Here is a 24,120-nt window from a genome sequence, read left to right as displayed (position 1 = left end):
CCCGGCCGTGCCGTGGGGGCGTCGGCCGGGCCGGTGGGTCTGCTGCGGGAGCCGGCCGGGTCAGGATCCCTTCGCGGACGGTCCCTTGCGCGACCGCGCTCGGGACGTGCCCTTCGGAGGTGTGCCCTCGGCCGGAGGCTCCTCTTCCGGCTTGGGCCCGGCGACGCGTACGTCGCGGGACGTGCCCATCGTGCCGCGCTTCGGTCGTCCGGCCGTCGTGCCGCCGCCGGTCTCCTGAGTGTCCTGCGGGGGACCGGAGGGGGCAGGCGCGTCCGGGACCGTCGCGTCCGGCGCGGCTGCGGCGTCCCGCCCACTCGACCCGGAGGCGGCGTCGCGCCCGCCTGACCGAGAGGCGCCGCGTCGTCCGCCCGGCGTGGAAGTCGCGTCCTCCCCATCCGAGCGGGAGGCGCCGCGCCGTCCGCCCGGTGCGGGGGCGGCGTCCGGCGTGGCAGGGGAGGGCGAGGTGGCCGCTTTCCGGCGGAGACCTCGCCGGCCGGGAGTGGTCGAGGTGTCCGGCGTTCCCTTGGCGCCTCGCCCGCCGCCCGGCGGCTCGGAGGAGGCGCCGGGGGCCGAGGGCTCCGGGATCTCGTCCGGGCGTGACCGGCGGCGGTGTCCCGGGGGACGGCCGTTCCCGCCCCACAGGCGATGGTCCAGGGTGAGCCTGCCGCCGGCGCCCGCCGCGAACAGCAGAGACGCCAGTCCAAGGACGAGGACCAGCTCGAAACCGTTCCGGGGCGTGCCCTTGTCGACGACGAAGACTCCGTGCGTGGCGTGGACGAACACGAAGGCCCCCGCCATGTCCAGGAAGAGCAGCAGGCCCGCCACCGGCAGCGCGACGCCGAGGATCAGGGCCGTTCCCCCGAGCAGTTCGACGAAGGTCGCGTAGACGGCCGCCGCCGTCGGCGCGGGGACGCCCATGGCGTCGAAGTTGTGGCCGGTCTGGTCGACGCCGACCTGGATCTTCTGCCAGCCGTGGGCGAGGAACACGAGGCCGACGCCGCATCGGGCGAGCAGGGCGGCGACGTCGTACAAGGGCCGCCCGCGCGGCGCTGCGGGTCTCTCTTCATGTTCGTCCGTCCAGAAGGCGCTCATGTCCTCGGGCGAGGTTTTCATCCTGAGATGATCCGTCGGAAGCGGAATCGTCGTCCACCGGGTTCCGCAGCCCGTTGCTTGATCGTGAGTACGGCGAAGGCGGACATCCCGCTGTCCTACTGCGGTTTGACAGCATGCGCCTGGTTTCAAAAAAATGTTACGCCTGATGCCTGTGGGAAGGTTTCGTCATGAATACGGCGGTCGTCGTTCTGCTGGCGTTGATCCTGCTCGCGCTGATCGCCGTGATCGTGGTCTTGATCATCGTGGTGGGTCGGCGCGGCGGTGACGCGCGGCCCGCGCCGGTTCCCGTGCCGCGCGATCCGTTCGGCCAGGAGGACCAGCCCGGTGGCGATCCCCGGTCGCTGAAGGCCGGCGACATGGTCGACTACCTGGGCGCACGGTACTTCGTGCGCGGGTCGATCCGGCTGCGCGAGGGCGGCTTCACCTGGAGCGAGCATCTCCTGGACGGCGACGGCGCCGCCGGCGTCAAGGTCTGGCTCTCGGTCGAGGAGGACCCCGACCTGGAGGTCGTCTGGTGGACCGGGCGCGACGCCGGGCTGCGGCCCGACGGGCGCTCCCTCACGCTGGACGGCGTGGAGTACCGCCGCGACGAGCACGGCACGGCGGCGTACACCACCGAGGGCACCACCGGCCTCGGCGCCTCCGGTCGCGTCGAGTACGTCGACTTCGAAGGCCCTGGCGGCAGGTACCTGTCCTTCGAACGCTGGGACGGCGGCGCCTGGGAGATGAGCACCGGCGAGTCGGCGCCCGCCGGCGCCCTCACGATCTATCCGGGCGGCTGAGCGATGCTCGCCGACATCGACGTCCCGTACGCCGACACCGGAGCGCACATGCTGTCGTTCGCGCTGGGCCTGGCGCCGCAGGACGCCCTCGCCGTCCTCCCGGTGGAGCGCGCCGGCCTGCGGATCGAGCTCCGGCTGCTCGGCGCCTCCCACCAGGTGCTGGCCGGGCCGGTCAGCGAGACGGTGGCGTGCCTGGAGGGTCGTGGTGCGCTGCCCGGCCACGTACGCCGGGCCCTGCCGTCCTGGTCGTACGAGTTCGCCGCCGAAGTCGTGGCCCATGAGGGCGACGCGGCGTTCGCGCGGGCCGTGGAGGGGCTGCGCGCCCGCCTGTCCGGCCGCGACGACGCCCTGACGGGGACCTTCCCCGGATCCCCGTACGCCGTCACCGCGCTGGCGGTGGAGTCCGAGCCGGGCGGCGTCGCCTGGCGGACCTGGCACGCCTACCCCCAGACCGAGGAGGTCGTGATGACGCGCAGCCGGCTGGTGAGCACGTCATGAGGCTGGTGAAGACGCCATGAAGTACGCCGCGATCGCCGGGGGCGTCGTGGTCGCCGTCATCGGCACGCTCATCGGGGTCGCCCACTTCTCCACCAACCCGCAGAAGTGGGTCGCCAAGCGGTACAGCACGGTCGGCTACCACCGGTACCACTCGCCGAAACCGCCGTCCCTGGTCGCCGCCGAGATCACCCGCAAGTTCCGTCCGATCGACCGGCTCACCGACAGCGCCGGCACGTACCTGCAGTACAGCAAGTGGGTGGTCGGCGTACTGCCGAGCGGCGCCGGGTCCGACATCACGGTCGACGGCCCGTCGGACGGCTACAACCGCTACGCCTCCCACGTCGGCGGGCACTGGCAGCGCCCGGGAAGCAGCGGCTGGGGCCGGCACGGCGGCGCGTCCTTCCGCGGCGGCGGCTCGGGATCGGGCAAGTGAGGAGCATTTGATGCATGACATCCTGCGCGAGATCGGCGCCACCGTGGCCTACGGCCTGGTCGGGATCGGGCTGATGGCGCTGAGCTACCTGGTCGTGGAGCTGACCACACCGGGACGGCTCTCCCGCCAGATCTGGGAGGACCGCAACCGCGGCGCCGCGCTGCTGCTGTCGATCCGGCTGCTCGGGGTCGGCGCGATCGTGACCGTCGCGATCGCCACCAGCGACGACAACCTGGGCACCGGGCTGGCCGACACGGTGGTCTTCGGCGTGCTCGGCGTGCTGCTGACGACGCTCGCGTTCTACCTGCTGGACATGGTCACCCCCGGCCGGCTGGGCGCGATCCTCGTCGACGGGACCACCATCCATCCGGCCGGCTGGGTGGTCGCCGCGGCGGACCTGGCCGTCTCGGGCGTGATCTGCGGCGCGGTGTCCTGATGCCCGTCCGCGCCGCCCGGGCCCTGGTGTTCGCGGCGGTGTTCGTCTGCGCCGCCTGCGGGCTGGTGTACGAACTGGCCCTGGTCGCGCTGGGCAGCTACCTGATGGGCGACTCGGTCACCCAGGCGTCCATCGTCCTGTCGGACATGGTCTTCGCCATGGGCGTCGGCGCGCTGGCCACCAAGCCGCTGCGGCGGCGGGCCGTCGAGGCGTTCGCCGTGGTCGAGGGCCTGCTGGCACTGCTGGGCGGGCTGTCGGTGCTCGGGCTGTACGCGGCGTTCGCCTGGCTCGACCTCTACGTTCCCGCGCTGATCGCGGTGGCGTTCGCGCTCGGCGCGCTCATCGGGGCCGAGATCCCGCTGCTGATGGTCCTGCTTCAGCGGATCCGGCGGCAGGACGCCGGCAGCGCGGTCGCCGAGTTGTCCGCCGCCGACTACGTCGGCGCGCTGGTCGGCGGGCTGGCGTTCCCGTTCGTGCTGCTGCCGGTGTTCGGGCAGATCAAGGGGGCGCTGCTGGTCGGGGCGGTCAACGTGGTGGCGGGCACGGCCGTGGTGCTGTGGCTGTTCCGCCGGGAGGTGGGGCGTCTGGCGCGGGCGCTGCTGTGCGGCGCGATGGTCGTGGTCCTCGCCGTGCTCGGGACGACGTACGCCCTCGCCGACCGGTTCGAGGTGACCGCGCGGCAGGCGCTGTACCGGGATCCGATCGTCGTGTCGGAGCGGACGCCGTACCAGGAGATCGTGCTGACGCGGAAGGTGGCGCTGTCGGGCCGGCCCGACCTGCGGCTCTTCCTGAACGGCGACCTGCAGTTCTCCTCCGTGGACGAGTACCGCTACCACGAGTCGCTCGTGCACCCGCTGATGGCGGGGCCGCACGGCCGGGTGCTGATCCTCGGCGGCGGCGACGGCCTCGCCCTGCGCGAGGTGCTGCGGTACCGCGACGTCCAGTCGGCCACCCTCGTCGAACTCGACCCGGCGATGCTCAAGTTGGCCAGGACGGACGGCTACCTGAGCGAGCTCAACCGCCATTCGTTCGCGGACCCGCGCGTCCGTACGGTCACCTCAGACGCCTTCTCCTGGCTGCGCCACAACCCCGAGCGGTTCGACGCGGTCATCGTCGACATGCCCGACCCGGACGCCGTCTCCACCGCCAAGCTGTACTCGGCCGAGTTCTACGGGATGGTCCGGCGCACGCTGGCGCCCGGGGGCCGGGTGGTCGTGCAGTCGACCTCGCCGTTCTTCGCCGCCAAGTCGTTCTGGTGCATCGCCCGGACCATCCAGGCCAGCGGATTCGGGATCCGCCCGTACCACGTGGACGTGCCGAGCTTCGGCGACTGGGGGTTCGTGCTCGCCGCCCCGGGAACGCCGCCCCGGCTTGCGCTCTCCCCGGAGGTGCCCTCGCTGCGGTTCCTCGACGACGCGACGTTGCAGGCCGCCGGCAACTTCGCCAAGGACCTGCGCCGCGACGACGTGAAGGTCAACACGCTGATGGACCCGGTGCTGGTGCGGTACGAGGATGAGGGCTGGCGCGACTATTGACGCGCTCGCGGCCGCGCGGCTGCCATGATGACCCCCATGCATCAGGACGAGGGCATGCTCACGGACGGGCCGGTCGAGGGGGAGAGGCCCGGCGAGACGGGTCCGGATCACCGCACAGAACAGCGGTCGGCGCGGCCCACGGGCCCGGATTACGGCATCGAGCAGCGGCTGATCGAGGCCGGGGCCGCGCGCGTCGCCGGGGTCGACGAGGTCGGCCGGGGCGCGTGGGCCGGGCCGGTCGTCGTGTGCGCGGCCGTCACGGACCTGAGCACGCCGCCCGCCGGGCTCACCGACTCCAAGATGCTCACGGCCCGCCGCCGCGAGCGGATCGCCGGGGAGCTGCGGGACTGGGTGTCCGCGTACGCGTTCGGCGCGGCGAGCCACGAGGAGATCGACGAGGTTGGGATGACGGAGGCGCTGCGCCGCGCGGCCGTACGGGCCCTGGAGGCGCTGCCGGACCGCCCCGACGCGATCATCCTCGACGGCAAGCACGACTACCTCGGCGGAGGCCGTACGTGGCCGGTGCGCACCGAGGTCAAGGCCGATCTGCGGTCGGTGACGGTGGCGGCGGCCTCCGTCCTGGCCAAGGTGCACCGCGACACGCTGATGGCCGAACTCGGGTACGAGGAGTACGGCTTCGCCGCCAACGCCGGGTACCCGTCACCGGTCCACCAGGAGGCGCTGCGCCGGCTGGGCCCGACGCCGCACCACCGGCTGTCCTGGTCCTACCTCGACGACCTGCCGCAGTGGCGGCACCTCAAGAAGCACCGCCCGGACATCGAGGGGCAGCTCTCCCTCATCTGATCCGCGCACGTCAGCGTGGCGGGCTCGTGGTCCCGCGTATCACGAGGCGTGGTCTCAGGACGACGTCACGTCGCTCCGTCCGGCCGCCGTCCAGCCGTTCGACCATGGCCTCCACGGCGTATCGCGCCTGGTTCTGAGGCTCCTGGAGAGATACCCCCGGAATCCCCCTGGCCTTCAGAGCCGGGAGGAATCGTTTCTGTCGTGCGCGGCGCGCTGGCGCCGCCTGAGCGGTTGGTTGGTCAGTCGGGTCGTTTCTGATTCTCGATGCGTTCGGCGATGAATCGCCAGGGTGCGCCGTCGCAGGAGGCAGCGAAGTATGACGGGGGCCGCAGGTGACCGTCCCACAGGTACTTCGACAGATGGGCGCGGTATTCCTGGCTGAGGTGGCGGGCAGAGACGCCTTTGGGACTGTTGGCCGGGCGGGGCAGGGCGATCTTGAGTGGGTAGTGCGCGAGCGGGCGGGCGTGGTCGGTTTCGCCGTTGAATTCGTGGAATTCCACATCGATGTCGTTGCGCAGTAATAGGGTCACTTTCCGTGAAGCTGGTGGTGCAGGTGAAGCTGCTGCCGACGCCTGAGCAGGCGGCGGCGCTCGCGGCGACCCTGCCCCTGTGCAACGTCGCATCCAATGAGGTGTCGGCGGTCGCGTTCGAGCAGGGTGTGTTCGCGCGGCAGAAGCTGCAAAAACTCGTTTACGCGGAGTTGAAGGCGCGGGGGCTGTCGGCGCAGCCGGCATTGCATGTGATCCGTAAGGTCGCCGACGCCTACACCACGCTGCACGCCCAGATCGAAGCGGGACTGCTGGGCGATGAGTATTCACCCCGGTGCCGAAAGGCAACCTCCAAGCTCATCACCTTCCGGGCCGATGCGGCCCAGGCATTCGACGACAGGTGCCTGTCGTGGCAGATGGACGCCCGGACCATCTCGATCTGGACCGCCCAGGGCCGGGTCCGGAACATCGCCTTCACCGGGGAACCCGGACAGCTCAAATTCCTGGCGGACCACCGCAAAGGCGAAACCGACCTCGTACACCGCGACGGGATGTGGTTCCTGATCGCGACCTGTGAGGTTGAAGCAGCGCCGCAGTTCGAGCCTGCCGATTGGATCGGGGTGGATCGGGGGATCGTGAACCTGGCCACCACCTCCGACGGCGACAACCATCAAGGCAAGGGCCTGCAGCGGTATCGCAGGCGGCAAGCCCGGCTGCGCGCTGAACTGCAGGCCAAGAAAGCCGCCGGGAGCCGGTCGGCCGCCCGCCGTCTGGCCCGCCGATCGCAGCGGGAGGCCCGGCACGCCTCGAATGAGAACCACAAGATAAGCAAGACGATCGTGGCCGTTGCCCGACGCACCGAACGCGGTATCGCGCTTGAGGAACTGAGTGGGATACGCGATCGGGTACGGCTCAGGCGGCACCAGCGGGCCACACTCTCTACCTGGCCGTTCCACCAGCTCGGTGAGTTCATCCAGTACAAGGCCCTGCGGGCCGGAGTGCCGTTCGTGGAAGTGGACCCGGCCTACACCTCCCAGCGGTGTCCCGTGCCGTGGTGCGGGCACACCATGCGGGCCAACCGGCCCGACCGGGATACCTTCTGTTGCCGCCGGTGTGGGTTCGCTGGCCCCGCCGACGTCATCGCCGCCATGAACATCCGCAAACGGGCGTGCGTGGCGTGGGCATTCGTCAGCATGCCCGTCCCTGACCCCGACACCAGGGGGAGGGAGATGCGACCCCGGCACGACGGCCAGCCGTGACGGGGAGCGCGACAAGGTGTGAACGCCCGAGCCGCACGCCCGGCCGTTCACGGCCGAGAAGCTGACCGGGCACTACTGGTGGTGCGACGCGAACGCGCCGATGAGCCGGCGTTAGCCAGGGCGGGCCCAGCTCGAAGATCCTCGCCGACGTCGACAGCCCCACCTCGTCGAGTTGGCCGAATTCCTCTGCGGACCGGTGGAGTCCGTGAACGATGCCGTGCTGTCCACGGTGATACCCGACCGTCCGGTGCCGCTCGGCGTCGCGATCGGTCACGCGGCCGGCGCCGTCGGTACCTTCTCGGTGTCCCGCCGTCGACCAAGACATGGGCCGTGGTCACAGCCAGCCGTTGTGGCGGGCGGCCCGTACGGCCTCGATGCGGTTGCGGGCGCCGGTCTTGCCGATCGCGGCGGACAGGTAGTTGCGAACGGTGCTCTCGGACAGGTGGAGACGTCCGGCGATGTCGGCGATGGTGGACCCGTCGGCGGCGGCGGACAGCACGTCGCACTCGCGCTGGGTCAGCGGGCTGGGGCCCGCGCTCAGCGCGGCGGTGGCCAGTTCGGGGTCGACCACGCGTTCGCCCGCGAGGACCCGGCGGATCGCCGCCGACAGCTCCTCGACCGGTCCGTCCTTGACCAGGAAGCCGCTTGCGCCCGCCTCCATCGCGCGCCGCAGGTAGCCCGGCCGGCCGAACGTCGTGACGATGAGGATCTTGCAGTTCGGCAGCTCGGCGTGCAGGTCGGCGGCGGCGTCGAGGCCGCTGCGCCCCGGCATCTCGATGTCGAGGACGGCCACGTCGGGCCGCAGCTCGAGCGCTGCCGGGACGATCTGATCGCCGGCGGAGACCTGGCCGACGACCTCGAAGTCGTCCTCCAGGTTCAGGAGGAGGGCCAGCGCACCGCGCATCATGCCCTGGTCCTCCGCGAGCAGCACCTTGATCAAGAAATACTCTCCTTTAGAGGCAGCGTGATGGTGAGTCGGTAGCCGCCCCCGTCGGCCGGACCGGCCTCGAGCCGGCCCTCCGCCCCGCTGATCCGCTCGACGAGTCCGCGCAGGCCGTTGCCCTGGGACGTCTCGGACGGCGCCGGAGCTCCGCGCCCGTCGTCCCGGACGGACAGGACGGCGGTGCGCCCCTGCCGGACCACCGAGATCTCGCACGCCTCCGCGCCGCTGTGCCGGATGACGTTGGTGACGCCCTCGCGTACGGCCCAGCCGAGCAGGGCGTCGGCCTCCTCCGGCAGGGGGTGCCCTCCTGCCGGACCGTCGCCGTGATGCCGGCGTCCCGGAGGGCGGTACGGGCGCCGTCGATCTCGGCGGCGAGCCCGCGGCCACGGTATCCGGATACGGCGAGGCGCACCTGCCGGAGCGCGTCGCGGCCGATCTCCTCGATGTCGGCGGCCTGGCTCGCGGCCAGCTCCGCGTCGCGCGGGGCGAGCTTGCGGGCCGCCTGTGCCTTGACCACCATCACGGAGAGAGTGTGCCCGAGCAGGTCGTGGAGGTCGCGGGCGAAACGCAGGCGCTCTTCGGATACCGCCGTCCTGGCCAGCTCCTCGCGGGTCGCCCGCAGTTCCCTGATCGCGGCGAACAGCCGCAGGAGAAAGGCGATGATAAAGCCGGAGATCAGGGTGCCGTACCAGGAGCCGATCGCGTCTCCGGCCGACGCACCCCGGATCCAGGCCAGCAGTCCCGCGGCGATGGACAGGGGTGCGATCACCATGGCCGGCCAGGGGCGACGGCCCCACGGGATCACCACCCCGCAGCCCAGGGCCAGCGTCGGCATCAGCTCGTTCATCCCGTGCCCGAACCAGCCGACCAGGACGAAGGCGTCGACCCCGGCCGCCGCGAGGAGCGCGACCGCGAGCCGGTCGCCCTGGCCTCGGCGGTAGCCGTACCAGATGGCCACGACCAGCAGGCCGGTGTAGACCGCCAGGAGCGGCCCGGACGCCCAGACGGGCCGGGCGCGGCCGCTGATCACGTCGTCGAACGCGTTGTAGCCGATCAGGAGCCAGGGATACGTCCCGAACGGGCCGGGACTGTCGTCGACCTGGTCGGCGATCTCCGTCCGGGGCTCGGTGGTCGTGCAGGAGGAGTCGGGCGCGGGGGATTCCCCGGCCGCTCCGGCCTCCGCCGGATCTCGTACGGCCTTCATCCGCCTGTTCACGCCCGCCCCGCCCCGTCGTCTCGCCTCGCCGTGCGGGTCCCGTCCGCCCGCGGTCCCACACTCTAAGCCGGGGATCTGCGGTGCGTGCAGATGCGCCCGTCCCGGTGTCCGTCGGGACAAATGTCATGGAACGTACGGGGCCGGTTCCGTGACCACAGATCGCGTCTCAGCGGCTTGGGCCGAAAGACCTAAGCGGCCGGTGCCCGGTTAGGTCCGGAGACCCTTTCCCGGCCCGCAATGCCCTCGCCATAGTCGACCCGCCCGATTCCGCGCGGGCTCATCGCCGCGCGTTCTCATGAAGATCAAGGGATCCCCATGTATCGCAAAATCGCCATCGTCGCCGTGGCGGGCGTCGCCGCCACCGGTCTCGCCGCGTCCCCGGCCGCCGCCGCCAAAGCCGCCTGTAAGGCGAGCTACTGCGAGTACGAGATCCAGACGTTTTTCTGGGAGAAGACGGAGAGCAAGGACACCAAGTACGCAGCGGCGAAGTTCATCACGCGTCGTGCGGGGAAGGTCCAGGTCGATCTGAACTACAAGCACCGCAATCACGCCGTCGGCGTACGGCTCGTCACCTGTGGGGCGAAGAAGGCGCTCACCGGCTGGCGGCAACTCAACGCCTACAACCACTACTTCACCTTCGACAGGAGCGTGAAGAAGGGCACCTGCTTCCGGGTTCAGGCGGGGCGCTCGGACGCCGGGACGATCAACGGCACCCTCCATCTTCCCTGATGGAGATCCCGGACCGATCCATAAGATCGTGATCAGCGTCTGGAGCGGTGGGCGGGAAAGCTGATAAACCCGTTCGTGTGAACTGGATGCGCGACCATCTCGACCGTGTCGAGCGGCACAACGCCGAGGCCCTGAATTACGCCTGCGGCCTGGTCCTCGACACGGTCGCAGGCGACGGCCTGCTCTACCTCGGCGGGTCCGGCCATTCGCTGGGGATGGTCCTGGAGGGGTTCTTCCGGGCCGGCGGGCTGGCGTGCGTGTACCCGCTGTACCGGCCGGAGATCTCCCCGCTGCACGGGGCCTGGCCCGCCACCCAGGCCGAACGCCGTTCCGGCATGGCCGCTCCGGTCCTGGAGGCCGCTGCGCCCAGGCGGGGCGACCTGGTGATGATCTTCTCCAACAGCGGCTCGAACCCCTATCCGGTGGAGCTGGCGATGGCGGCGAAGTCGTACGGCCTGCCGGTCATCGCGGTGGCGTCCGGCCCGTCGATGGAGGTCGCCCCGGCACGGGCGGGGGTGAAGCTCGGCGAGATCGCGGATCTGGTGCTCGACACCCTGACGCCGCCCGGTGACGTGTCCCATCCCCCCGACGCCCCGCGTACAGCGGCGCTGTCGTCGTTGTGCTCCGTTTACCTGTGGAATCTCCTCCTCGCCCGGATGGCCGATCGCACCGAATTGCCGCTGTGGGTGAGTGCCAACGTCCCTGGGGGAGATGACCGCAATGCGGAACTGCTGGCCCGCTACTCGGAACGCGTGCCCGTACTAAGAACGTCGGTTATGGGGTAAGGACTTGACCTACGTGGAGGTGGCGTCATGGACAAGACGGTCAAGGCGTTGCTGTCGGAGGCCGGGCGAACCTTCGCCGAAGAGGCCGGGATCGAGCTGAAGGACACGCCGGCCGCCCTGTTCAAGCTTCTCGTCCTCGCCAACCTGCTGAGCACCCGGATCGGCGCGGACATCGCGGTCGCCGCGGCGCGGGAGCTGTTCGAGGCGGGCGGCGGGACGGCGCGCGGCATGGCGAAGCTCACCTGGCAGCAGCGCGTCGACGCGCTCGGCCGGGCGCACTACGTCCGGTACGACGAGAGCACCTCCAGCCGTCTCGGGGACATGGCCGAACGGGTCCTCGAGGAGTACGACGGTGATCTGCGGAAGCTGCCGCTCAAGGCCGAGCGCGACATCGGCCACGCGAAGGATCTGCTGAAGGAGTTCTCCGGCATCGGCCCGGTGGGCGCGGACATCTTCTGCCGTGAGGCGCAGGCCGTATGGCCGTGGCTGCGCCCGTACTTCGACGAGCTGACGGTGAAGGGGGCCGAGCGCCTCGGCCTGCCGACCGATCCCAAGCGCCTGGCCGATCTGGCCAAGGAACGCGACCTGGCGCCGCTGGCGGCCGCCCTCGTCCGCGTCGCGAAGGACAAGAAGCTCGCCGATCAGGTGGCGAAGGGATAGTGCATCGGCATCGGCATCCGGCCGGGATCTGCCGCCCGGCCGGCGGGTCGGCGTCGGCCTGGGAGCGTGTGTCAGAGGCGCCGCCACTGTCCGATAACGGTCCTGATAGGGACGCGCCACGCAATGGGATCTGCCATTCGGTGCCCAAGCTGCGCTATACACGTCCTCAGGCATGAGGGAGAGCGATGCGACCGTTCGGCAGATCCCGATCGCGCCCTCCGGTGGCGCGTGATCTGTTCGAACGTGCCCGCTGGCGGTATTTCCGGATTCAGCCGGGTTTGCGGAGACTGACGTTTCTGCTGTTGGTGGTGGGGTCGGCGGCGATCGCGATCGTCGCGAGCCTGCCCTTGCTCACCACCGTCGTCTTCACGGCCACGCTGCTGCTCGTGGTCGACTTCACCCTGCGCTCGCCGAGCGGCATGGCCACCGCCTTCGTCGTCGCCTGCTGGCTGGCGGCCGTGATCCCACTCAGCCGCCTCTACCCGGCGGGCGGGCACGAGGCCGTCTTCCTCGGGGCGCTGGCACTGCCGGTCGCCTTCCTCGCGCACCGCGTCCACGCGTACGCGCCGTGGCGCACCGCGGCCGTGTCCCTCGGCCTGGCCGGGATCGTCGCCGCCGCGCTCGCCAACCCGCTGCCCCGGCTGAACGCCGCGCCCGCGTGGGCGGCGGCGCTGGCCGTCCTCGGGTACCGCTGGTGGCAGGCGCGCCGCATCGTCCCCGCCGAGGCGTACGACACCGGCTGGGCCCAGGAGGACTACGCCGAGGAGGACGAGTACGCCCCGCAGGCCCGCGCGGAGTACGCCGCGCCCGCCCAGGCCCGTACGGCCGACGACGTCCCGGACATCTCGATCGACGAGGCGTTCGCCGAGCTGGAGGCCATGATCGGCCTGGAGCCGGTGAAGCGGCAGGTGCGTTCGATCGCCGCCTCGATCGAGGCCGCCCGGATGCGCGCCGCGGCGGGCTTCCCCACCGAGAAGCCGATGCGGCACTTTGTCTTCGTCGGGCCGTCCGGCACCGGCAAGACGACCGTCGCCCGGGCCGTCGCGCGGATCTTCTACGCCTTCGGGCTGCTGCCGACCCCGCAGGTCGTCGAGGTGCAGCGCGCCGACCTGGTGGGGGAGTACCTCGGCGCCACCGCGATCAAGACGACCGAGGTCGTGGACCGCTCTCTCGGCGGCGTCCTGTTCGTCGACGAGGCGTACTCCCTGGTCAACACCGGCGACGGCCAGCCCGACCGCTTCGGCAGCGAGGCCGTGCAGACGCTCCTCAAACGCGCCGAGGACGACCGCGACAACGTCGTGATCATCCTGGCCGGCTACGAGGAGGAGATGGAGGGCTTCCTCGATTCCAACCCGGGCCTGGCCTCGCGGTTCGGGACGCGCGTGAAGTTCCCCGCGTACCAGCCCGCCGAGCTGCTGGAGATCGCCGAGTACCACACCGGGCTCCGCGGCGACCGCCTCGGCGTGGACGCCGGGCCGTGCCTTCGGCTCAAGTTCGAGGAGGTCTCGCGGCGCGGCATCATCGACGAGCTGGGCAACGGCCGCTTCGTGCGCTCCCTCGTCGAGTCCGCGGCCCGCGCCCGCGACGTCCGGATCGTCCACGCCAGGGCCGAGCCCACGCCGGACGAACTCGTCACCATCGACGCCGTCGACGTCGAGATCGCCTTCGCGGAGCTCACCGAGCGCTACCGCGGCTACGCCGAGACGCCGACCCTCGAGGAGGCACTCGCCGACCTGGACGCCATGACCGGCCTGGAGCCGGTGAAACGGCAGGTCCGCGCGATCGCCGCGCAACTGCAGGTCGCGCAGCTGCGCGAGGAGCAGGGCCTGCGCACCCACCCGCCGATGCGGCACTTCGTCTTCGCCGGCCCTCCCGGCACCGGCAAGACGACCGTCGCACGCGTCCTCGGCCGCGTCTTCGCCGCGCTCGGCCTGCTGGCCCGGCCCGAAGTCGTCGAGACCCAGCGCGCCGACCTAGTCGGCGAACACCTCGGATCGACGGCGATCAAGACCAACAAGGTGATCGACTCGGCGCTCGGCGGCGTGCTGTTCATCGACGAGGCCTACTCCCTCGTCAACCCCGGGTACGCCGGCGGCGACGCGTTCGGCGCCGAGGCCGTGCAGACCCTGCTGAAACGCGCCGAGGACGACCGTGAGCGCCTGGTGGTCATCCTGGCGGGCTACGACGAGGACATGGACCGGTTCCTGCGTTCCAACCCCGGCCTGGCGTCCCGGTTCTCCGAACGCGTGGCGTTCCCCTCCTACGGCCCCGACGAGCTGTTGGAGATCGCGCTCGAATTGGCCGTGAAGGGCGGCGACACCTGGGAGGAGGGCGCCCTGGACGACCTGGCGGGCGTCTTCCAGCGCGTCTGCGGCCTCGGCCGGATCGACGAGCTCGGCAACGGCCGCTTCGTGCGCTCGGTGTACGAGAAGGCCTGCGGCTTCCGCGACCTGCGCGTCGCCGAACTCGGCGCGGACGTCACCACCGCCGACCTGACCACGCTCACGACCGAGGACGTCCGCTCCGCCTACACCGAACTGGCCCGCCGCCACTGACCACCGCCGAGTGTCGGTCCGGCCCTCTAAGGTGCCGTTCGTGGAGAAGGTGACGTGGGGGCAGGTGCTGGCCTGGCGGCTGCGGCGGCAGTTCCTCGAGCCGGTCGACGGCGGCGACCCGGTCGAGGTGGCGCGGCGGCTCGCCGGCGTGCAGGCGCAGGTGGCCTCGGCGGCCGAGCTGGCGATCGCCGTACGGCAGGCCGAGCCCCGCCCCGGCGCGGTGACGGAGGCTCTCGCCGACCGCAGGCTGGTGAAGACCTGGGCCATGCGCGGCACCCTGCACCTCCTGCCCGCCGACGAGGCCGCCGCCTACCTCACCGTGTCCGGCGCCCACCGCAACTGGGAGCGGGCGAGCTGGCAGAAGACGTTCGGCGCCACCCCCGCCGACCTGGAGGCCATCGCGACGGCCGCGACCGAGGCGCTGTCCGGAGGCGCGGCCCTCACGCGCGAGGAGCTCACCGCCGAGATCGTCGACCGTACGGGCTCCGGACACCTCGCCGAGGTGCTCGGATCCGGCTGGGGTACCCTCCTCAAGCCGCTGGCCTGGTGGAAGGTCCTGTGCTTCGGCCCCCCGCGGGGCAACCGGGTCACCTTCGTCAGCGCCGCCTGGCTGCCGGAGACGCCCGACCCGGCGGCCACCGTGCTCCGCGCCTTCCTGGGCGCCCACGGCCCCACCACGCCGGAGCTGTTCGACAAGGCATGGCTGAGCCGGGGCGTCACGCGCAGGGCACTCCTCAAGAGCTGGTTCACCGAGGCGGTCGAGGTCACCGAGGTCGACGTCGAGGGGGAGCGGCGCGTCATGCTCGCCGAGCACGTCGCCGAGCTGGCCGCCACCCCGCCGAGCACGGCCGTCCGGCTCCTCGGCGCCTTCGACGCGTACGTCCTGGGCGCGGGCACGGGCGCCATCGAGATCATTCCCGCCGAGCACCGCGCCGCCGTGAGCCGCAGCGGCGGCTGGATCTCCCCGGTCGTACTCCGCGGCGGCCGCGTCGCCGGCGTGTGGGACGACGAGCGGACCACGCTGTGGGAGGAGATCCCGGCGGACGCGCTCGCCGGCGAGCGGTCGCGCCTCGCCCGCATCTCGCGGGCCGCGTCCTCGCCCGCCTGACCGGGCCTGCACCGGTCAGGCCGGAAGAGCCGGGACCGGGTCTCTCGCGACGGGCTCGTCGATTTACAGCCGGGTGCGCAGCGCGGCCAGGAGTGCGAGGGTACGCGCCCGATCCCCCTCATCACCGGCCGAACTGGCGACCAGCTCGGTCGCGCCGGCGTCGGCGTACGCCCGGACGGCCCGCTCCACCGTGCTCTCGTCGCCCGCGATGATCGTCTCGTGGACGCCCGACATGCCCTGACCGTCCAAGACGGAGCGGTAGGCGGGCTGCCGTCCGGCGGCAACCTGGAGCCCGCGCGGACGATGCCCTGACCACCGTCATCCTCGACGGGCTCAAGGCGGCGGCGGCAGTCGGCCGGCGACCCCGTTACGGTGGACTTACAGCCCGGTAGTGAACACGTAACGTGCCCGCCGCACGATGCGAGGAAGCGACCTCGGGTGGTGAGCAGGTATGAGTCCTGGATCTCTCATCCGGTTCCGTGACATCCACGGATACTGGCGGGCCTTCCGCATGACCGGCAGCGGGCCTCCGCTGCTCCTGATCCACGGCATCGGCGACAACTCCGGCACCTGGCTCGACGTGATCCCGCGCCTGGCGGAGAACCACACCGTCATCGCGCCCGACCTGCTCGGCCACGGCGAGTCCGCCAAACCGCGCGCCGACTACGGCATCGCCGCGTACGCCTGCGGCATGCGCGACCTGCTGAGCGTCCTCGACGTGGACCGTGTCTCGGTGATCGGCCATTCGCTCGGGGGCGGCATCGCCATGCAGTTCGCCTACCAGTTCCCCGAACGCTGCGAACGCCTCGTGCTCGTCGCCAGCGGCGGCATCGGCCGCGAGGTCCACCCGATCCTCCGCGCGGCGGCGGCACCGGGCGCCGAGGTCGGTCTGGCGCTGGCGACGTCCGCGCCGGCGCGCACCGCCGTACGGCTCGCCGCCCCCGTCCTGCGCCTCACCGGCGGCCTGTTCCTGGGCACGGACTTCGACTACCTGCTCCGGCGCTACCGGGGACTGCGCTCCACGACCGCCCGCCAGGCGTTCCTGCGCACCCTCCGGGCCGGCGTCGACGTGCGCGGCCAGGTCATCACCATGCTGGACCGCTGCTACCTCGCCGAGGGCATGCCCATCCTCATCATCTGGGGCCGGGAGGACCGCGTAATCCCCGTACGCCACGCGGGGATCGCCCACGCCGCCATGCCCGGCAGCAGGCTGGAGGTGTTCGCCCGGTCCGGGCACTTCCCGCACCACGACGAACCGGAGCGTTTCGTCACCACCGTGGAGCGATTCCTGGAGAGCACCGAACCGGCACTGCACGACCCGGCGAAGTGGCGGCGGCTCCTGCGCGCGGGCCGGGCCGCGGACCGCAGGAAGCCGAAGGAGGTCGCCCCGCACGTGTCGAGCGGGGCCTGACCCACGGCCTGTGCGGCCGCGGGTCAGGCGGCCTGCTCGGGCACCACCATGACATGGGTCCGGCGCGACCGTACGTCCCAGCCGGCCAACGCCGCCACGACCAGCAGAGCCAGGAACGCCAGCGTCAGCGGGTCGACCAGCTTCGAGACGGGCACGAGCGCGGCGAGCGCCGCCAGCGCCAGCAGACGCGCGTTCGTGAAGTGACCCCACACCGCCCGTTTGAACAGCGCGTGCCCCGCCACGAACAGCGCCGGGCCGCCGAGCACCACCGCCGCCGTACCGCCGGTGACGTGTCCGTGCGGGTGCGCGACGATCAGTTCGTCGGCGACGGCGCTCACGATGATCCCCGCGACCATCGGCAGGTGGATGAAGGTGTACGCGGACCGGCCGAGGCGGCCCGGATCCTCCGAGGCCGCGATGCGCTCCGCCGCGGCTTCCGCGCTCCGGTCGAAGTAGATCCACCACATCGCCACGCTGCCGAGGAAGCCGACCGTGAAGGCGGCGCCCGCGGCCATCCCCACGCCGTGCAGGTCACTGAACGTGTTGCCCGTGACCAGCAGCGACTCGCCCAGGGCGATGATCACGAACAGCTGGCAGCGCTCCGCCATGTGCCCGCCGTCGATCGTCCAGTCCGACGTCCTCGAACGCCCCAGCCCCGGGAACGTGTAGCCGTGCCAGGGCGCGGCGTACTCCAGCGTCAGCGCCCCCACCCAGGCCACGACCTGGGCCGGGTGGTCGGCGAAGGCACCGCCGATCCAGAGCACGGCCGTGGTCAGCTTCCAGGCCAGGATGCGCACGAAGTTCGCGCCCAGTTCGTCACGCCGGGTCATGAAGGCCACGAAGGCCGTTCGTCCCGCCTGACAGGCGACATAGGCGAGGGCGAACCACAGGGCCCGGCTCTCGAACGCCTTGGGGATCGCGGCCGCCATCAGCATCCCGGCGAGCATGGTCCCGGTCAGCGCCATCCGTACGGCGGGATGATCCGGATTGAGCCAGTTGGTCGTCCAGCACGTGTACATCCACGCCCACCAGACGGCCAGCAGCAGCACCAACGTCTCACCGGCGCCGCTCACGGTGAGATCCTTCAGCAGCCGGTGGGACAGCTGTGTCACCGCGAAGACGAAGACCAGGTCGAAGAACAACTCGAAGAACGTCACGCGCGTCGCCCCGTCACCGCGGGAGCGCAGCAGCCCCGCCGGGGTCCCATGCTCCATGCGCCGAAGATTACGGCAGCGCCGACCTGCGCCGGGACTCGAGACGATCACGAAGCTCGTACACCGTCGCACCCGTCACATACGCCTCTCGTCCCCGCACCGCGACCCAGACGGACGCGAACGGATCGAACAGCGCCACCCACCCCGGGAACTCCCGGCGAAGCCGATCCAGCCACACCCACCGCGTCTCCCAGACCGGATCCGGCGCCCGGCCGAACCCGACCTGATCGACCCGCGTCACCGGCGCCGGGGAGTCACCGGTTGCCGAGGACATTGGTGATCTCCTGAGCGGCCCGGCTCGTCTCCTGGGCGGGACAGATCGGGTCGCCCCAGGAGTAGAAGAACCACAGCGCGTCGCCGTCGACCCGGTAGCGATCGATCCGGATCTTCTCGCAGAGGACGGGCGCGTGCCGGTTCCCGACCCGCACGTACGGCATGCCGCCGCGCGGCGTCTCGACCGTGGCGGTGAAGCCGGCGGCGTCCAGCCAATCCCGCAGTTCGTGCAGATGGCGGGCGACCGCCCCGCCCGTCGTCTCTCTGCCCATCCGCGACCTCCTGGAATTCGATCGGTTTCCCGCTCCAGACTGTCGCCGTCCGGCTACTCTCGGCCATATCTGCAGCTCTCCAACCCTCCGCGGAGACCACGTGGACATCGATCCGTCAGCCTCGGCCGCCGAGCAGTACGCCTACCGGCTGCGCCTCCACCGCGAGCGCGCCGAACTCACCCAGGACGACGTGGGCCGGGAATGCATCATCAGCGGCAAGATGATCGGCCACTTCGAGAACGGCCGCCGCATCCCAACCCTCGACGTGTCAAAAGACCTCGACCGCCTGTTCAACCTGGACAGGTACTTCGAAGAACTCCACCCGCACGTCGTACGGGAGGTGACACTCCCGATGGGCTTCGCCGAGTACATCGAGTACGAACAACAGGCGGCGTCATTGAAGGTGTACGAGCCGCAGTTCGTGCCCGGCCTGCTCCAGAGTGAGGCCTACGCTCGGGCGTTGCTCAGTGCGGCGAACCGAGGAGACCGACTGGAGCGGGGCCTCGCGGTTCGCATGGGTCGGCAAGACATCCTCCAGCAGGACGAACCGCCCTTCATCGTGGTCTTGATAAAGGAGGCGGCGCTCCGCGAGCCGGTCGGCGGCGTCGATGTGATGAGGGAGCAGCTCGCTCATCTCCTCGAGATGATGGAGCGACCGAACATCAGCATCCAGGTGATCCCGGCCGGTCGCCCCGTGTATCTGTCGAGTGGGTTCACCCTGCTCGGGTTCGTCGAGGGCCTGGGTATCGGATATGCCGACGCCGCTGGCGGTTACGGGCATTTGATTCAGGCCCCTCAACAGGTCCATGCACTCGCGATACGGTTCGAGCAGATCAGGGGAGAAGCGCTCCCCAGGTCCGAGTCGGAGAAACGGATCCGCGCCTTCTTGGAGGAAATGTGAGCCACAACCTCGCGGACAGTCCTTGGCGCACGTCGAGCTACTCGGGCGAAGAGGGCGGGACATGCGTGGAGGTCACGCATCTCGTCCTCTGCGGGCCTCGGAGCGCTGGTCAAGCCGCTTAGGTTCCGCTCACGAGACCGATGAGTTTCGCCTCGCCGCGTTGTCTACATGTTGGAACGTCCCTTCCGCGCCTGCGGGAGGTCCGAGATGAGATGACGAGGAGCGTGCACACCGTGGACCAGGAGAACGTGAGCGCCACCCTGACTGTCGCCGTGCCGGCCGCGAGGGTGTTCGCGGTGCTGGCGGACCCGACGACCCATTCAGCGATCGATGGCACCGGCTGGGTTCGGGAATCCGTAGACCAGGCGCCGCTGACCGAGGTGGGGCAGGTCTTCCGGATGGACATGTATCACCCCAACCATCCAAACGGTGAGTACCGGATGGCCAACAAGGTCCAGGTGCTCGACCCACCGCGCGCCATCGGCTGGCTGCCGGGGATGGAGACGGACGACGGTCAACTGGAGTTCGGCGGCTGGAACTGGCGCTACGACCTTGCGGCGCTCGGTCCGTCCGAGACTGAGGTCACGCTCACCTACGACTGGTCGGCGGCGCCGCAGGTCATCCGGGAGCGCTTCCAGTTCCCGCCGTTCGGTCCTGAGCATCTCACCAACTCGCTGCACCATCTGGCCGAGCTCGCCGCACCGGCGTCCCGGGCCTGAACGCCCGGCGGCTGGTGCGGTGTCCAACAACGTTCGCCGGGTCTGGTGATACGCCGGTGGATGTCGGTTGGCGGCAGCGCGCTCTTTCATCGGTGTGCGGCGAAGATCGTGCGCAGGTGGGCGGCGAGGGCACGGGGGTGGGATGCGAAACCGTTGTGGCCGCCGGGCAGGGTCGTCACGGGCGTGTTCAGCAGGTCTGCCAGCGCGTGCGCGCATTGTGCGATCGGGCCGGTCGTGGTCGCGCCGACGGCGGGCACGATCTTCGTGGCGTGGGCGCGCAGGGCGGTGATGTCGGGGTGGTATCGGCGTACTGCGGGGGCGTCGTGGGTGAGGAAGAACTCCAGGTTCGGCAGCCGTTCCGGGCCTGGAGGTGTGAAGTGGACGTCGGGTTCGCGGTCGCTGAAGTCCAGCCGGGCCAGCCGTATGAACTGCGCCATTGCTGCGAGGGCCCCATCGCGGCGGTGCGCCTCCTCGACGGCCAGCTGGTCGCCGGCCAGTTCGGCGCGGGTGTCCGCGGGCAGCAGCGTGCCGACCGGTGGTTCGTGGGCGACGGCGACGCGGACCTGGTCGGGGTGGCGGGTCGTCAGTTCCAGGGCGATCAGGGCGCCGATGCTGGCGCCGAATACCAGGGCGGGCTGGTGGGTGACGGTGGCGAGGACGCGGGCTGCGTCGTCGGCGTGGATGGTCAGGTCGGGTGCCGCACCGGTGCTGGTGCTGCGGGACAGGCCACGGCGGTCGAAGGTGACGACTGTGAAGGCGTCCTCCAGGTGGACGGCTAGGCCGTCGCAGGCGTCGGCATCGCCGTCTCCGCCGGGCAGGAGGAGCAGCACCGGGCCGCTCCCGCGCGTCCTGTAGAAGATCTCGGCACCCGAGACCTTGAGAATGCTCTCCAACGATGCCTCCATAAGGAACTCGGGGTTTCTTACGGTGAGGCTAACCCACTCCAGGGGCAATAGGAAACTCGGGGTATCTTAAGCTTGTGGGTGAGAGCAGGCGTCGCGGTGCGGTGCTGGAAGAGGCGATCCTGGACGCTGCCTGGGCGGAGCTTGTCGCGACCGGCTATGGCGGGTTCACGATGGCGGGCGTCGCAGCCAAGGCCGGGACCAGCAAGGCGGTTCTGTATCGGCGGTGGCCGGGCAAGGAGGATCTGGTGTCCGCCGTGCTCGAGCGGCGGGTGCCCCGGCTCGGCCGTCCAGCTCGCACCGGCGACCTGCGGGCGGACACGCTGGCGATCCTGCAGAGCGTGGCCGCCGGACATCACGGACTGCTGGCCGTCGGCCTTGATCCGGGGCTGACCGCGGCACTGCGGCGCCGCAAGGCCGATGAGGCTACGGCACAGCTGGCCGAGGTGGTGGCCGCGGCCGGCTTCGACCCGGCCGCGATCGGCCCGCGAATCCTGCGCCTCCCCATTGTTGTGCTGCAGCATGCCCTACTGGACGGGTCCGCCTCCCCCGACATGGCCGGGACCGTGGACGAGGTCTTTCTGCCACTCGTCCACCTGCGCGACGGCGACCATGTCTAGGGCTCGTATTTAGACGCCCCGGCCACGCCGGCCCTAGCCGCGTTACCGCAGGTGAAGCCACCAGGTGATGCCTTCGCCGATTGGCGTGAACCCGCACGTGCCATACAGGAGGCGGCCCTCGTCCGTCGCGTTCAACACCGCCTGCGCCGCTCCGGCTCGCCGCGCTGCGGAACACACCGTCCGCAGCAGGCCGGTTCCCAGTCCGCGACGACGGAAGCGCGGCCAGACCTCCATGTCGAACACCCCGGCGACGCCATTCGGGCCGCCGTCGTAGAACGACCAGGCACGCCCGGCGAACCGTCGGGGCCGGTCAGACGAAGCAGGACGCGCATATGCGGCTGCGTACCACGCCACCTGCGGTTCTCGCCGTGCCAACGCCAACTGGTCACGGTAGTCGGCGTACTCGCCGTCGTAGTCGAGCGTGTCCGTCTGGAGCTCGATGCGGTCGTCCACGTCGCCTTCGTCCGCGGCGACCGCTGCCAGCGATGCCGCCATCCACCGGATCGGCCAGCCGCGATCGAATCCGCACTCCCGCAGCGCCGATGGATCGACGCCCGTGCTCAGCCACGCGCCGACCAGCGGTCGCCCGCGAGCCAGCGCCTCCTGGACCCCGCGCCGGACCGCCGACGTGTCGAGCTCGCCCGGGAACATCAGATTCAAGCCGTCGGGGCCGTCCGTCCAGGTCAGCGCACCATCGTCCCATGCCTCGCCGCCGAGTGCCTCAGCCCGCGCTCGGAACCAGGAGGTCTGAACACGTTCGCACTCCTTAACCATCACCCGCGACACGGTACCCACGAGGACCGACCGGTCGCGGGGGCATCGCCACCCGCTACGCCCCCCCGACAGCTACCTCGCCAGCCTGCACCTGCGCGCATCGATGATCTGGCTCGCAGACCTCACCCGCACCACCAGATGATCACAACCAAATACGGGCCCTGGGGCGCTGACCACGAACGTGAGCCTGGGCGGCCGATCGCCCCGGGGTGTCTGCTGACCGGAGCGCGGAGCGCTTCTACTCCGATCCGGGTATGAGGAGCACCTTTCCCTGCCGGCTCTTCGTCTCCGACTGGGTCACGGCCGCCCTGATCTGATCGAGCGGGAACTTCGTCCCGGCGGAGGTTTCGAGGATTCCCTCGCGCATGAGCTCGACGATGTCCTGGACCAGGGTTTCCCGCATTTCCCGGTCGAGCCTCGGCAGCCAGTATCCGAGCCAGTAGACCTCCAGCCTCCGGCGGCCGGCGAGAATGTAGCGCGGGTCATCTCCCACGAGCATCGGCCGGCGGGTAAGAGAGCCGTAGAGCAGCATCAGCCCGTCCTCGTGGAGCGCCTTGAACATCTGGGTGCCGGTGTCCCCGATCACCGGGTCGATGGCGTACTTGACTCCTTCCGGGTCGACGGCGCGGCGGACCTGTTCGTCGATCGGGCCGTCGTCGGTCACCAGGACGACGTCGGCGCCCAGGCGCTCCAGTTCCGTGACCGCCTCGCGGCGGCGGACGATATTGACCGTTCGGATGCCGTCGCGTTTCGCCAGCCGGATCACCATGCGGCCCAGTTCCGAGGTGGCCGCCGACTGGAGCAGCCACTCACCCCGGGGCACCGCCAGCACGTGACGGACCATGAGGAGGGCCGAGGCCGGATTGATCATGAAGGAGGCCACCTGCTCATCGGGAAGCCCCTCCGGTGCGGGGAGCAGGTCGTGGGCCGGCACCACCGCGTACTCCGCCCAGTTGCCTCCCTGGCCGTTGACGACCACGACACGCTGCCCAGGCTCCCACCCCTCCACCTGCGGGCCCAGGGCGTCGATGACGCCGACGCCTTCAAAGCCGACGGGAGCGGGAAAACGCGCTTCGACGCCGGCGTAGTGGCCCCGCACGTACAGCAGATCGGACGGGTTGACCGGAGTGGCGATCACACGAACCCGGACCTCCGTGGCCCCCGGTTCGGGAGTGGGCCGGTCCGTGACCGCGAGCACGTCCTTCGGTTCGCCATGCCGGTCGAAAACGACACCTTTCATCGCTCGCCCCCGAGATGTGTCGCTTCCTTTCCGTCCGGAAGCTGCTCCGAATGCTGTGAATACCCGCTGTCGCAAGCTGCTATTCGAGGCGCTTGATCGATTCCGTGTGGGTCACGGCCCGCCTCGATCTGATCGAGTGGGAAGCGAGCAACTTTTCCCTGGGGTGAGGCGGGTCGTGGCCGGAGCGATACCCGGCATAACGCCTGAATGTCGCCGATGGGCAAGGCCCCTTGTTCTGCGGTGTGCACACAGACGGGAAAATTGCCGTGTGGCGGGACAGCGCAGAACGAGGGCAGTCGCCCCGGACGGAAGAAAGTCCCATAATCCGCTCCGGTGAGGCCTTCGAGGTCCGGGTGGCCCGCCCCACTTCGTTCCAAGCCGTACGGCGGCCACGTCGTACAAGATTGCCGCAGATGGCGAGGTCATGCCCATGACCGCAATCGTCACTTG

General features: G+C 70.5%; 28 protein-coding genes and 1 pseudogene. 17 read left to right on the top strand and 12 right to left on the bottom strand.

Features of this window, described 5'->3' with window-relative positions; all coding sequences use genetic code 11:
• Window positions 1-60: 60 nt before the first annotated feature.
• Complete coding sequence (locus tag AB0I04_RS12700) at window positions 61-1,113, bottom strand: DoxX family membrane protein (protein WP_360882809.1); 1,053 nt, start codon at window positions 1,111-1,113, stop codon at window positions 61-63.
• A 167-nt stretch (window positions 1,114-1,280) separates the two neighbouring features.
• On the opposite strand from AB0I04_RS12700, the gene AB0I04_RS12695 reads away from it, so the two are divergent.
• Genes AB0I04_RS12695 through AB0I04_RS12670 form a run of 6 tightly spaced genes read left to right on the top strand, consistent with a single transcriptional unit; the run spans window position 1,281 to window position 5,601 of the window.
• Window positions 1,281-1,895, top strand: a complete 615-nt coding sequence (locus AB0I04_RS12695) for a DUF4178 domain-containing protein (RefSeq protein WP_360882806.1) — start codon at window positions 1,281-1,283, stop codon at window positions 1,893-1,895.
• A gap of 3 nt (window positions 1,896-1,898) precedes the next feature.
• The gene (locus tag AB0I04_RS12690; RefSeq protein WP_360882803.1) at window positions 1,899-2,393 is read left to right on the top strand and encodes a DUF2617 family protein; all 495 of its coding nucleotides are present in this window, start codon (window positions 1,899-1,901) and stop codon (window positions 2,391-2,393) included.
• Between the two features lie 16 nt (window positions 2,394-2,409).
• A complete protein-coding gene (locus AB0I04_RS12685; RefSeq protein WP_360882800.1) occupies window positions 2,410-2,826 on the top strand; it encodes a DUF4247 domain-containing protein in 417 nt (138 codons plus the stop codon).
• A 10-nt stretch (window positions 2,827-2,836) separates the two neighbouring features.
• Window positions 2,837-3,262 carry a DUF350 domain-containing protein gene (locus AB0I04_RS12680; RefSeq protein ID WP_360882797.1) on the top strand — a complete coding sequence of 142 codons (426 nt, stop codon included), beginning with the start codon at window positions 2,837-2,839 and terminating at the stop codon, window positions 3,260-3,262.
• Window positions 3,262-4,797, top strand: coding sequence for a polyamine aminopropyltransferase (locus AB0I04_RS12675; protein ID WP_360882793.1), 1,536 nt, complete (start codon window positions 3,262-3,264; stop codon window positions 4,795-4,797). Before AB0I04_RS12680 ends, AB0I04_RS12675 begins: the two co-directional genes overlap by 1 nt.
• A gap of 36 nt (window positions 4,798-4,833) precedes the next feature.
• Window positions 4,834-5,601, top strand: a complete 768-nt coding sequence (locus AB0I04_RS12670) for a ribonuclease HII (protein WP_360882790.1) — start codon at window positions 4,834-4,836, stop codon at window positions 5,599-5,601.
• A gap of 239 nt (window positions 5,602-5,840) precedes the next feature.
• On the opposite strand, the gene AB0I04_RS12665 is transcribed toward AB0I04_RS12670, so the two are convergent.
• Entirely contained in the window at window positions 5,841-6,131 is a 291-nt protein-coding gene (locus AB0I04_RS12665; protein WP_360882788.1) for a transposase, read from the bottom strand.
• A gap of 5 nt (window positions 6,132-6,136) precedes the next feature.
• Here AB0I04_RS12665 and AB0I04_RS12660 point away from each other — a divergent pair, with 5 nt between their 5' ends.
• A complete protein-coding gene (locus tag AB0I04_RS12660; RefSeq protein WP_360882785.1) occupies window positions 6,137-7,348 on the top strand; it encodes a transposase in 1,212 nt (403 codons plus the stop codon).
• 334 nt (window positions 7,349-7,682) lie between these two features.
• Here AB0I04_RS12660 and AB0I04_RS12655 read toward each other — a convergent pair whose 3' ends face one another.
• The 3 genes and pseudogenes from AB0I04_RS12655 to AB0I04_RS12645 all read right to left on the bottom strand — a co-directional run.
• Complete coding sequence (locus tag AB0I04_RS12655; protein WP_360882782.1) at window positions 7,683-8,288, bottom strand: response regulator transcription factor; 606 nt, start codon at window positions 8,286-8,288, stop codon at window positions 7,683-7,685.
• Window positions 8,285-8,527, bottom strand: coding sequence for a hypothetical protein (locus tag AB0I04_RS12650; RefSeq protein WP_360883187.1), 243 nt, complete (start codon window positions 8,525-8,527; stop codon window positions 8,285-8,287). The genes AB0I04_RS12655 and AB0I04_RS12650 overlap by 4 nt, the downstream gene beginning before the upstream one ends.
• Before the next feature lie 155 nt (window positions 8,528-8,682).
• Window positions 8,683-9,063 (bottom strand): annotated as a pseudogene (locus tag AB0I04_RS12645) (histidine kinase dimerization/phosphoacceptor domain-containing protein); the annotation flags it as partial.
• Between the two features lie 759 nt (window positions 9,064-9,822).
• On the opposite strand from AB0I04_RS12645, the gene AB0I04_RS12640 reads away from it, so the two are divergent.
• From AB0I04_RS12640 to AB0I04_RS12620, 5 genes are all read left to right on the top strand, one after another.
• Window positions 9,823-10,236 carry a hypothetical protein gene (locus AB0I04_RS12640; RefSeq protein WP_360882779.1) on the top strand — a complete coding sequence of 138 codons (414 nt, stop codon included), beginning with the start codon at window positions 9,823-9,825 and terminating at the stop codon, window positions 10,234-10,236.
• Between the two features lie 86 nt (window positions 10,237-10,322).
• A complete protein-coding gene (locus tag AB0I04_RS12635; RefSeq protein WP_360882776.1) occupies window positions 10,323-11,021 on the top strand; it encodes a sugar isomerase domain-containing protein in 699 nt (232 codons plus the stop codon).
• A gap of 27 nt (window positions 11,022-11,048) precedes the next feature.
• Window positions 11,049-11,681, top strand: coding sequence for an endonuclease (locus AB0I04_RS12630; protein ID WP_360882773.1), 633 nt, complete (start codon window positions 11,049-11,051; stop codon window positions 11,679-11,681).
• Window positions 11,682-11,866: 185 nt separating this feature from the next.
• Window positions 11,867-14,236 carry an AAA family ATPase gene (locus AB0I04_RS12625; RefSeq protein WP_360882770.1) on the top strand — a complete coding sequence of 790 codons (2,370 nt, stop codon included), beginning with the start codon at window positions 11,867-11,869 and terminating at the stop codon, window positions 14,234-14,236.
• Window positions 14,237-14,276: 40 nt separating this feature from the next.
• A complete protein-coding gene (locus tag AB0I04_RS12620) occupies window positions 14,277-15,344 on the top strand; it encodes a winged helix DNA-binding domain-containing protein (RefSeq protein ID WP_360882767.1) in 1,068 nt (355 codons plus the stop codon).
• Between the two features lie 63 nt (window positions 15,345-15,407).
• Here AB0I04_RS12620 and AB0I04_RS12615 read toward each other — a convergent pair whose 3' ends face one another.
• Window positions 15,408-15,578 carry a hypothetical protein gene (locus AB0I04_RS12615; protein ID WP_360882764.1) on the bottom strand — a complete coding sequence of 57 codons (171 nt, stop codon included), beginning with the start codon at window positions 15,576-15,578 and terminating at the stop codon, window positions 15,408-15,410.
• 217 nt (window positions 15,579-15,795) lie between these two features.
• On the opposite strand from AB0I04_RS12615, the gene AB0I04_RS12610 reads away from it, so the two are divergent.
• Window positions 15,796-16,755 carry an alpha/beta fold hydrolase gene (locus tag AB0I04_RS12610; protein ID WP_360882761.1) on the top strand — a complete coding sequence of 320 codons (960 nt, stop codon included), beginning with the start codon at window positions 15,796-15,798 and terminating at the stop codon, window positions 16,753-16,755.
• 23 nt (window positions 16,756-16,778) lie between these two features.
• On the opposite strand, the gene AB0I04_RS12605 is transcribed toward AB0I04_RS12610, so the two are convergent.
• Genes AB0I04_RS12605 through AB0I04_RS12595 form a run of 3 tightly spaced genes read right to left on the bottom strand, consistent with a single transcriptional unit; the run spans window position 16,779 to window position 18,514 of the window.
• Window positions 16,779-17,969 (bottom strand): low temperature requirement protein A, encoded by a 1,191-nt coding sequence (locus tag AB0I04_RS12605; protein WP_360882758.1) that lies wholly within the window; start codon window positions 17,967-17,969, stop codon window positions 16,779-16,781.
• 10 nt (window positions 17,970-17,979) lie between these two features.
• Window positions 17,980-18,243, bottom strand: coding sequence for a hypothetical protein (locus AB0I04_RS12600; protein ID WP_360882755.1), 264 nt, complete (start codon window positions 18,241-18,243; stop codon window positions 17,980-17,982).
• Complete coding sequence (locus AB0I04_RS12595; RefSeq protein WP_360882752.1) at window positions 18,224-18,514, bottom strand: hypothetical protein; 291 nt, start codon at window positions 18,512-18,514, stop codon at window positions 18,224-18,226. Before AB0I04_RS12595 ends, AB0I04_RS12600 begins: the two co-directional genes overlap by 20 nt.
• Window positions 18,515-18,614: 100 nt before the next feature.
• On the opposite strand from AB0I04_RS12595, the gene AB0I04_RS12590 reads away from it, so the two are divergent.
• The 3 genes from AB0I04_RS12590 (at window position 18,615) to AB0I04_RS12580 (ending at window position 20,134) form a co-directional block, all read left to right on the top strand.
• Window positions 18,615-19,415: a helix-turn-helix transcriptional regulator gene (locus AB0I04_RS12590; protein ID WP_360882749.1), complete on the top strand. Its 801-nt coding sequence runs from the start codon at window positions 18,615-18,617 to the stop codon at window positions 19,413-19,415.
• Window positions 19,412-19,537 carry a DUF397 domain-containing protein gene (locus tag AB0I04_RS12585; protein ID WP_360882746.1) on the top strand — a complete coding sequence of 42 codons (126 nt, stop codon included), beginning with the start codon at window positions 19,412-19,414 and terminating at the stop codon, window positions 19,535-19,537. Before AB0I04_RS12590 ends, AB0I04_RS12585 begins: the two co-directional genes overlap by 4 nt.
• 90 nt (window positions 19,538-19,627) lie before the next feature.
• Complete coding sequence (locus AB0I04_RS12580; RefSeq protein ID WP_360882743.1) at window positions 19,628-20,134, top strand: hypothetical protein; 507 nt, start codon at window positions 19,628-19,630, stop codon at window positions 20,132-20,134.
• An 86-nt stretch (window positions 20,135-20,220) separates the two neighbouring features.
• On the opposite strand, the gene AB0I04_RS12575 is transcribed toward AB0I04_RS12580, so the two are convergent.
• Entirely contained in the window at window positions 20,221-21,027 is an 807-nt protein-coding gene (locus AB0I04_RS12575) for an alpha/beta hydrolase (protein ID WP_360882740.1), read from the bottom strand.
• 86 nt (window positions 21,028-21,113) lie between these two features.
• Between AB0I04_RS12575 and AB0I04_RS12570 the strand changes: the two genes are divergently transcribed.
• The gene (locus tag AB0I04_RS12570; protein WP_360882737.1) at window positions 21,114-21,656 is read left to right on the top strand and encodes a helix-turn-helix domain-containing protein; all 543 of its coding nucleotides are present in this window, start codon (window positions 21,114-21,116) and stop codon (window positions 21,654-21,656) included.
• 42 nt (window positions 21,657-21,698) lie between these two features.
• Here AB0I04_RS12570 and AB0I04_RS12565 read toward each other — a convergent pair whose 3' ends face one another.
• On the bottom strand, window positions 21,699-22,430 hold the full coding sequence (locus AB0I04_RS12565) for a GNAT family N-acetyltransferase (RefSeq protein ID WP_360883184.1): 732 nt from the start codon (window positions 22,428-22,430) through the stop codon (window positions 21,699-21,701).
• Window positions 22,431-22,668: 238 nt separating this feature from the next.
• Window positions 22,669-23,670 (bottom strand): zinc-dependent alcohol dehydrogenase family protein, encoded by a 1,002-nt coding sequence (locus AB0I04_RS12560; RefSeq protein ID WP_360882734.1) that lies wholly within the window; start codon window positions 23,668-23,670, stop codon window positions 22,669-22,671.
• Between the last annotated feature and the right edge of the window lie 450 nt (window positions 23,671-24,120).

This window comes from Actinoallomurus sp. NPDC050550 (genome assembly GCF_040655075.1).
Classification (GTDB): Bacteria; Actinomycetota; Actinomycetes; order Streptosporangiales; family Streptosporangiaceae; genus Actinoallomurus.
The sequence above is the reverse complement of the archived record's forward strand: the minus strand, read 5'-3'. Positions and strand labels throughout refer to the sequence as shown.